At 70.0% G+C, this 7002-nt stretch carries 8 protein-coding genes; 5 read left to right on the top strand and 3 right to left on the bottom strand.

Features of this window, described 5'->3' with window-relative positions:
• The first annotated feature begins 63 nt into the window (after window positions 1-63).
• Genes FAF44_RS17485 through FAF44_RS17475 form a run of 3 tightly spaced genes read left to right on the top strand, consistent with a single transcriptional unit; the run spans window position 64 to window position 3007 of the window.
• Window positions 64-1314 carry an extracellular solute-binding protein gene (locus tag FAF44_RS17485; protein ID WP_237104235.1) on the top strand — a complete coding sequence of 417 codons (1251 nt, stop codon included), beginning with the start codon at window positions 64-66 and terminating at the stop codon, window positions 1312-1314.
• Window positions 1314-2192: a carbohydrate ABC transporter permease gene (locus tag FAF44_RS17480; protein ID WP_237104234.1), complete on the top strand. Its 879-nt coding sequence runs from the start codon at window positions 1314-1316 to the stop codon at window positions 2190-2192. The genes FAF44_RS17485 and FAF44_RS17480 overlap by 1 nt, the downstream gene beginning before the upstream one ends.
• Window positions 2189-3007, top strand: coding sequence for a carbohydrate ABC transporter permease (locus FAF44_RS17475; RefSeq protein ID WP_237104233.1), 819 nt, complete (start codon window positions 2189-2191; stop codon window positions 3005-3007). Before FAF44_RS17480 ends, FAF44_RS17475 begins: the two co-directional genes overlap by 4 nt.
• Window positions 3008-3032: 25 nt before the next feature.
• On the opposite strand, the gene FAF44_RS17470 is transcribed toward FAF44_RS17475, so the two are convergent.
• The 3 genes from FAF44_RS17470 to FAF44_RS17460 form a co-directional block, all read right to left on the bottom strand.
• Complete coding sequence (locus FAF44_RS17470) at window positions 3033-3515, bottom strand: GntR family transcriptional regulator (RefSeq protein ID WP_237104232.1); 483 nt, start codon at window positions 3513-3515, stop codon at window positions 3033-3035.
• A 35-nt stretch (window positions 3516-3550) separates the two neighbouring features.
• A complete protein-coding gene (locus FAF44_RS17465; RefSeq protein ID WP_237104231.1) occupies window positions 3551-4027 on the bottom strand; it encodes a GntR family transcriptional regulator in 477 nt (158 codons plus the stop codon).
• A gap of 125 nt (window positions 4028-4152) precedes the next feature.
• Window positions 4153-5310 carry an N-acetylglucosamine kinase gene (locus FAF44_RS17460; protein WP_237104230.1) on the bottom strand — a complete coding sequence of 386 codons (1158 nt, stop codon included), beginning with the start codon at window positions 5308-5310 and terminating at the stop codon, window positions 4153-4155.
• A gap of 79 nt (window positions 5311-5389) precedes the next feature.
• Between FAF44_RS17460 and FAF44_RS55790 the strand changes: the two genes are divergently transcribed.
• Together FAF44_RS55790 and FAF44_RS17450 are read left to right on the top strand one after the other, a co-directional pair.
• Window positions 5390-6262, top strand: a complete 873-nt coding sequence (locus FAF44_RS55790; protein ID WP_237104229.1) for a MurR/RpiR family transcriptional regulator — start codon at window positions 5390-5392, stop codon at window positions 6260-6262.
• Window positions 6259-6993: a sugar isomerase domain-containing protein gene (locus FAF44_RS17450; RefSeq protein WP_237104228.1), complete on the top strand. Its 735-nt coding sequence runs from the start codon at window positions 6259-6261 to the stop codon at window positions 6991-6993. The genes FAF44_RS55790 and FAF44_RS17450 overlap by 4 nt, the downstream gene beginning before the upstream one ends.
• The last annotated feature ends 9 nt before the right edge of the window (window positions 6994-7002 follow it).

Here is a 7002-nt window from a genome sequence, read left to right as displayed (position 1 = left end):
GTGACGACCCCCCGCGCCCGCCCCCGCCGGGCGGGCGCGGCACCCCCCGTGAAGAGGAATGTCATGAGACACCGCATCCTGGCCCTGGCGGCCGTGTTCGCGCTGGGCGCGTGCGGCACCGCGGCCGAGACGCCCAAGGCGAGCGGCGACCCCGTGAAGCTGACCGTCTGGATCATGGACGGCAGCGTCACCCAGGAACTGCTGAAGAAGTTCGAGACCGAGTACGAGACCGCGCACCGGGGCGTCGACCTCGACATCCAGATCCAGGCGTGGGACGGCGTCGGCGAGCGCGTCACGGCGGCCCTGGCCAGCACCGACGCCCCCGACGTGATCGAGGTGGGCAACACCCAGGTCGCCCAGTACTCGGCCAGCGGCGGCGTGAGCGACCTGAGCGCGAAGGTGGCCGAGCTGAAGGGCGAGGACTGGCTGCCCGGCCTGGCCCAGCCGGGCAACATCGACGGCAAGCAGTACGGGATCCCCTGGTACGCCGCCAACCGCGTGGTCGTCTACAACAAGGACCTGTTCGCCCAGGCCGGGGTCACGGAGCCGCCCAAGACCCGCGACGAATGGCTTGAGGTCACGAAAAAGCTCAACAAGGGCGGTAACCAGGGCATCTACCTGACCGGCCAGACCTGGTACGCCCTGGCCGGCTTCATCTGGGACGAGGGCGGCGACCTCGCGGTCCAGGAGGGCGGCAGGTGGAAGGGCGCCCTCGACACTCCGCAGGCACTCGCGGGCCTGGACTACTACCAGCGCCTCCAAGCCCTCGGCAAGGGCCCCAAGGACGCCGACGAGGCGAACCCGCCCCAGCACGAGGTGTTCGCGCAGGGCAAGGTCGCCCAGATCATCGCCGTGCCCGGCATCGCGGCCCGCGTCCTGGAGGTGGACCCGAAGCTCAAGGACAAGATGGGCTTCTTCCCCATCCCGGGCAAGACGGCCGACAAACCGGGCACGGTCTTCACCGGCGGCTCCGACCTGATCATCCCGGCCGCCTCGCAGCGCCAGGAGGAGGCGTACGAGCTGGTCAAGGCCCTGGCCGGCGAGCAGTTCCAGACCGAGCTGGCCAAGGCCATGAGCTTCGTGCCGAACCGCACCGCGCTGGCCGGCGTCCTGTCGGGCGAAGAGGGCACCGCCGCCATGGCCGAGGCCGCCGCGAACGGCCGCGCCACCCCGAACACCCCCAACTGGGCCGCCGTGGAGGCCACCTCCGTCATCAAGCAGTACATGACGGCCGTCCTCACCGGCGCCGACCCCGCGACGCGGGCCCGCGAGGTCTCGGAGACGATCACCACGACGCTGAACAGCGGATCCTGATGCGCTCCCGCTCACCCTGGCCCTACCTGCTCATCGCGCCCACGGTGGCGGGCGGGGCCTTCCTCCTGCTCTATCCGCTGCTCAAGGCGGCGGTGATCTCGTTCCAGCACTTCCGCATGGGCGAGCTGATCAGGGGCGGGGCCGCGTTCGCCGGCCTGGAGAACTACGCCGAACTGCTGTCGGGCGCGGAGTTCTGGCAGGTGCTGCTGCGCACGCTGGTCTGGACGGCGATCAACGTCGTGCTCATCGTCGTGCTGTCCACCGGGATCGCGCTGCTGCTCCCGCGCCTGCGCCGCGGCCTGCGGCTGGCGCTCATGAGCGCCCTCGCCCTGGCCTGGGCGACGCCGATCATCGCGGCCACCACCGTCTTCCAGTGGCTGTTCCAGTCGGAACTGGGCGTGGTGAACTGGCTGCTGGTCACGCTCGGCCTCGACTCCTTCCGCGGCTACACGTGGTTCGCGGACGGCACGGCCACCTTCGCCGTGCTGGTGATCCTGGTGGTGTGGCAGTCGGTCCCGTTCGCCGCGCTCACCCTCTACGCCGGGCTCACCACCATCCCCGTCGAGCTGTTCGAGTCAGCCAGGATCGACGGCGGCACCGGCTGGCAGGTGTTCTGGAGGGTCACCTTTCCCATGCTCAGACAGCTCTTCGCGCTGGTCGCCTCGCTGGAGGTGATCTGGGTGGCCAAGTGTTTCCCGCAGATCTGGGTGCTCAGCCAGGGCGGCCCCGGCGACGCCACCACCACCCTCCCCGTGTACGCGTTCAAGATCGCACGGGTGCTGCACCGCTACGACCTCGGCTCGGCGGTGGCCATGCTCACCGTCGTCCTGCTCGCCGTCGCCCTGGTCAGCAACCTGCGCCGGATGGTGCGCGGATGAGGCGGCTGCTGCTGAACGCGTCGGCGGTGGCCGTGCTCGCCGTCACGATCTTCCCGGTCTACTGGATGTTCCTCACCGCGTTCAAACCCACCCGCGACATCCAGGCCGACACCCCGTCCTTCTGGCCCGCGAACCCGACGCTCGACCACTTCGTCACCGCCGTGAACGCCCCCGGATTCTGGACGTACTGGCGTAACAGCCTGCTCGTGACGGTCGCGGCGGTGCTGGTCGCGCTGGTGGTGGCGCTGATGGCGGCCTTCGCGGTGGCCAGGATGCGGTGGCGGGGGCGGGGCCCGTTCGTGCTGGCGGTGTTCGCCGCGCAGATGGCGCCGTGGGAGGCGCTGCTCGTGCCGGTGTTCATCATCGCCCGCGACACCGACCTGCTCGACTCGCTGGCCATGTTGTCCGGGGTGTACTTCATGATCACGCTGCCGTTCACGATCGTGACGTTGCGCGGCTTCCTGGCCGCGATCCCGCCCGAACTGGAGGAGGCGGCGCAGGTGGACGGCTGCGGCCGGCTGGCGGCCTTCCGCCGCGTGGTCTTCCCGCTGCTGGCACCCGGCCTCATGGCGACCTCGCTGTTCGGCTTCATCACCGCCTGGAACGAGTTCGCGTTCGTCAACGTGCTCATCATCAAGGACCAGGACAAGCGCACGCTGCCGGTGTGGCTGTCGTCCTTCCGGGACGTCTTCGGCACGGACTGGGGCGCCACCATGGCCGCCGCTAGCCTGTTCGCCCTACCGGTCCTGCTGCTGTTCCTGTTCCTGCAACGCCACGTCGGCACAGGAATGACAGCGGGCGCGGTAAAGGGCTGACCACTAACCGGCTCACTCGGGCCGCTCACTCGGGCCGCTCACTCGGGTTCGCCACATAGGTGCCGCGGTACGGCACGGTGAAGACCCAGCGCTGCTCCCGCAGACGCGAGACAGCCTTCCGAGCCGTGGCCCTGGACACGCCGTACTTCCGCATCAACGCCTTCTCGCTGGGGATTGACCGGTTCGGCCGCAGTTCGCCGGATCTGATCAGATCGGCGATCTCGTCGGAGATGACGACGTAAGAAGCCTTTGTCGCTTTCGTCTTGGCCGCGCCGACAGGTCCGACGAATGTGCCTTCGCCGTGAAGGGTGTGGACGAGGCCGCGCCGGCGCAGCTCAGAGGCTACGTTCCGCGCGGTGGTGACGGCGATGCCGAACTTCGCCGCAAGAGCTGCTTCGCTCGGCACTGCCTCGCCGATCTGGAGCTGTCCGGTGATGATCAGCTCCTGGATCATCTCAGCGACTTGTATGTAGATGGGGATGGGGCTGTCCCGGTCGAGCATGCTCATACCGTAGACGTTCCGATACAACTATGTAGGCAGTTTCAGTCCTGCGGCCACGCCTCCTTCTCGGAGACGTAGCTGCCGCGCTGGGCGACGGTGTAGATCCAGCCCTGCTCACGTAGGAGCCCCATGGCTCGGCGCACGGTTTCGCGCGCCACGCCGTACTGTCTCACCAGCGCCGTCTCGCCGGGTATCGGGCGACGAGGGAGGAACTTTCCTGCTTTGATCTGATCGGTAAGATCTGTCGCGATCTGCTGGTATAGCGGTGCTTTGCGCTTCTTGCGTGGCGCATCCGATGACGGGCCGACGAAGGCGCCCTCTCCTTGAACGGTGTAAACCAGCCCCTCCTCCCGTAGCACGTGAACCGCCCGTCTCGCGGTGGTTCTGGCTACCCCGAACTCTTCCTGGATCTCGGCCTCGCTCGGTATCGGGTGTCCGGCGGAGAGCGCCACGACCCGATGCCGGAGGATGTCGGCGATCTGGAGGTAGAGGTGGGTGTCCCCTTCGTAGTCGAGCACGTAAGAAACATAGGCCAAGGCGTGGCAAGAACTCTCAAATCGGTTCATCTGTTCAGACGAAGCGATTGGTACATGTAGACAAGAAGAGACGACCGCAAGTCGAGTGGTGACGGTGCGGGCTGATGTCAGGCGGTGAAGGACGCGTGCAGGGCCTTGGCCTCGTCGTCCGGGAGGAGGGTGCGGGCCGACAACCAGGCCGCCGCGCCCGCCGCGTTGCGGGCCGTCCGGACGGTCTCGCCCGAGAGCAGGTCCGTGACGGTCTCCCGGACGGGACCCGGGCTCGTCAGCACGCTCCCGGCGAGCACCACCGGCCCAGACGTGTGCACCCGCCGCAGGGTCGCCACCAGGTGGCCGGCCGCCTCGTGCGTGATCTTGACCGCCAGCGGGTCGCCCGCCGAAGCCGCCTCGCCGACCAGCGCGGACAGCGCGGCCAGCCGCATGTGGTCGGCCTGCGCCAGGCGGACGATACGGGCGGCGGCGGCACGCGGCGTGGCGGGCCGCTCGGCGCCCAGGAAGTGCCGCCCGACGAGCGTGAGAAGCAGCCCCCCGGCGACAGGCGCCCGCCCGGCGGACTTCCCCGCCGCACCGGCCACAGCCTCTCCCGCCGCACCGGCCGACCTTCTCGCCGCGCCCTCGGATCTGCCCGCCGCACCGGCCGGCTCTCCGGACTCGCGGGCCGAGGGCATTTCCTGCTCAAGGACCGAGGGCTCAAGGACCGAGGGCTCGGGAGACGTCTTGGGAGACGTCTCGGGGAGCAGGGCCGAGACCGGCATCCCCCGGTCCAGGGCCTCGACGGTGGCTCTGGCGGCCTCCCGGCCGATCCAGAAGCCGGACCCCTTGTCGCCCAGCAGCCAGCCCATGGCGTCCGCGATGCGATCCAGCTCGAAGCCCACGATCCGGGCCGCTCCCGCGCCCGTGCCGGACAACAGCAGCGTGCCGTCGGGTTCGGCCGACCCGGCGGCGTAGGCGATCGTCAGGTCGCCCTCGTAGCGCGGCCCTTCCGCGATCCCGTGCGCGGTCCAGAGCCGCCGCAGTTCGGGCAGCATCTCGGCGACGTCCCCCGCCATCCCGACCATCGACGCCGCCACTCGCGCCCCGCCGCCGGGCGGGAGGGCCGCGGTCAGCGCCTCCCCGAGGGAGGCAACCGCCTTGTCGAGCCCGTGGGCGCTCGGGTTGCCCGCCCCGGCCCGCGCGTACCCCACCCTGGTGCCGTCCAGCGTGTGAACGGCGACCCGCGTGGAGGTGGCGCCGGCGTCGACCCCGACCACTAGCGATTGCGTCACGGTCCGAGTCTGGGGGTTGACGTGACCAAGAAGCAAGAATAATTTTCGCCAGAAGACCGGGTATTCGGAAGGAATATTCGTGACTTCAGGAGCGCTCGCGCGCGTCGAAACGGAACTACCCGGATTGCCGGAGGCTTTGCGCAGGGTCGGCGAGGTGATTCTCGGAGATCCGGCCGAGGCGGCCCGGTCGACCATCATCGCGCTGGCCGAACGCGCGGGCAGCTCGCCCGCGACCGTCACCAGGTTCTGCCGGGCCTTCGGCTTCTCCGGGTACGCCGAGCTGCGCGTGGCGCTGGCCACCGAGACGGGCCGGGCGGCGCAGGCGGGCTGGGGCGCGGGCGTCGGCCACGAGATCGGGCCCGACGACCCGCTCGACGCCGCCATCGAGGTGATGGCCGCCGCCGACACCAGGCTGATCCAGGACACCGCCGCGGGGCTCGACCCGGCCGCCGTCGCCCAGGTGGCCGACGCCATCGTGGCCGCGCCGCGCGTACTCCTGGTCGGCGTCTCCACCAGCGGAAACGTCGCGACCATGCTGGAAGGACGGCTGCGCCGCATCGGCATCCCCGGCTGGAGCGCGGGCGACGCCCACGTGGCGCTGTCGGAGGCCGCGCTCATGAAGGACGGCGACGTGGCCATCGGCATCAGCCACCGGGGCCGTACGCGCGAGGTCATGGAGGCGCTCGCCGAGGCCGGCAGCCACGGCGCGCTCACCGTCGCCGTCACCTCCTTCGCCCGCTCGCCGCTGGCCGAGCTGGCCGACCTCGTGCTGACCACCGCCAGCAGGGAGACCACGTTCCGGCTCGGCGGGCTGGCCGCCGTGCACTCGCAACTGTTCGTGCTGGACGCCCTCTACGTGGCGGTCGCGCAACGCACCTACGAGCGCACGAACGAGGCGTTCGAGCGCACGATCAGCGCCGTGGAGAGCCATCGGGTGGGGAGAGGCCCATGACGTACGCAGCCAAGGTCCTCGATCTGGCACACCGGGTCGCGCAGAGCCAGGCCGAGCCGGTGCACCGGGCCGCCGGGCTGCTCGTCGCGTCGATCCGGGCGGGGGGCGTGGTGAACGCCTTCGGGTCCGGGCATTCCGAGGCCATCGCCATGGAGATCGCCGGACGGGCGGGCGGCCTGGTGCCCAGCAACCGCCTCACGCCCCGGGACCTCGTCCTGTACGGCGGGCAGCCGCCGAGCGTGCTCACCCCGGAGCTGGAACGGGACCCGGCGGTGGCGCGGCAGATCTACGACCTGGCGCCGGTGGCTCCCGAGGACGTGTTCGTCCTGGTGTCCAGCTCCGGCGTGAACGGCACGGTCGTCGAGCTGGCCCGGATCGTCACGGAACGCGGGCATCCGCTGATCGCGATCACCTCGGTCGAGCACAGCACCCGGATGACCTCCCGCCACCCGTCGGGCGGCAAGCTGCTCGACCTGGCCGACGTCGTCCTGGACAACGGCGCGCCGTACGGGGACGCGATCCTCGACCTGCCAGGCGGTGGCGGCTACGGTGCGGTTTCCACGATCACCTCAGCGTTGCTGGCGCAGATGGTGGTCACCGAGGCGGTGGACGAGCTCATCGCGCTCGGTGACACGCCTCCCATCTACCTGTCGGTCAACGTGACCGGCGGCGACGAGCACAACAAAGCCCTGGAGAGCCGCTACGCAGGGCGCATCAGGCGCGGAAAATGAAAGGTCAGG

Source organism: Nonomuraea sp. MG754425 (genome assembly GCF_021699195.1).
Taxonomy (GTDB): domain Bacteria; phylum Actinomycetota; class Actinomycetes; order Streptosporangiales; family Streptosporangiaceae; genus Nonomuraea.
The sequence above is the reverse complement of the archived record's forward strand: the minus strand, read 5'-3'. Positions and strand labels throughout refer to the sequence as shown.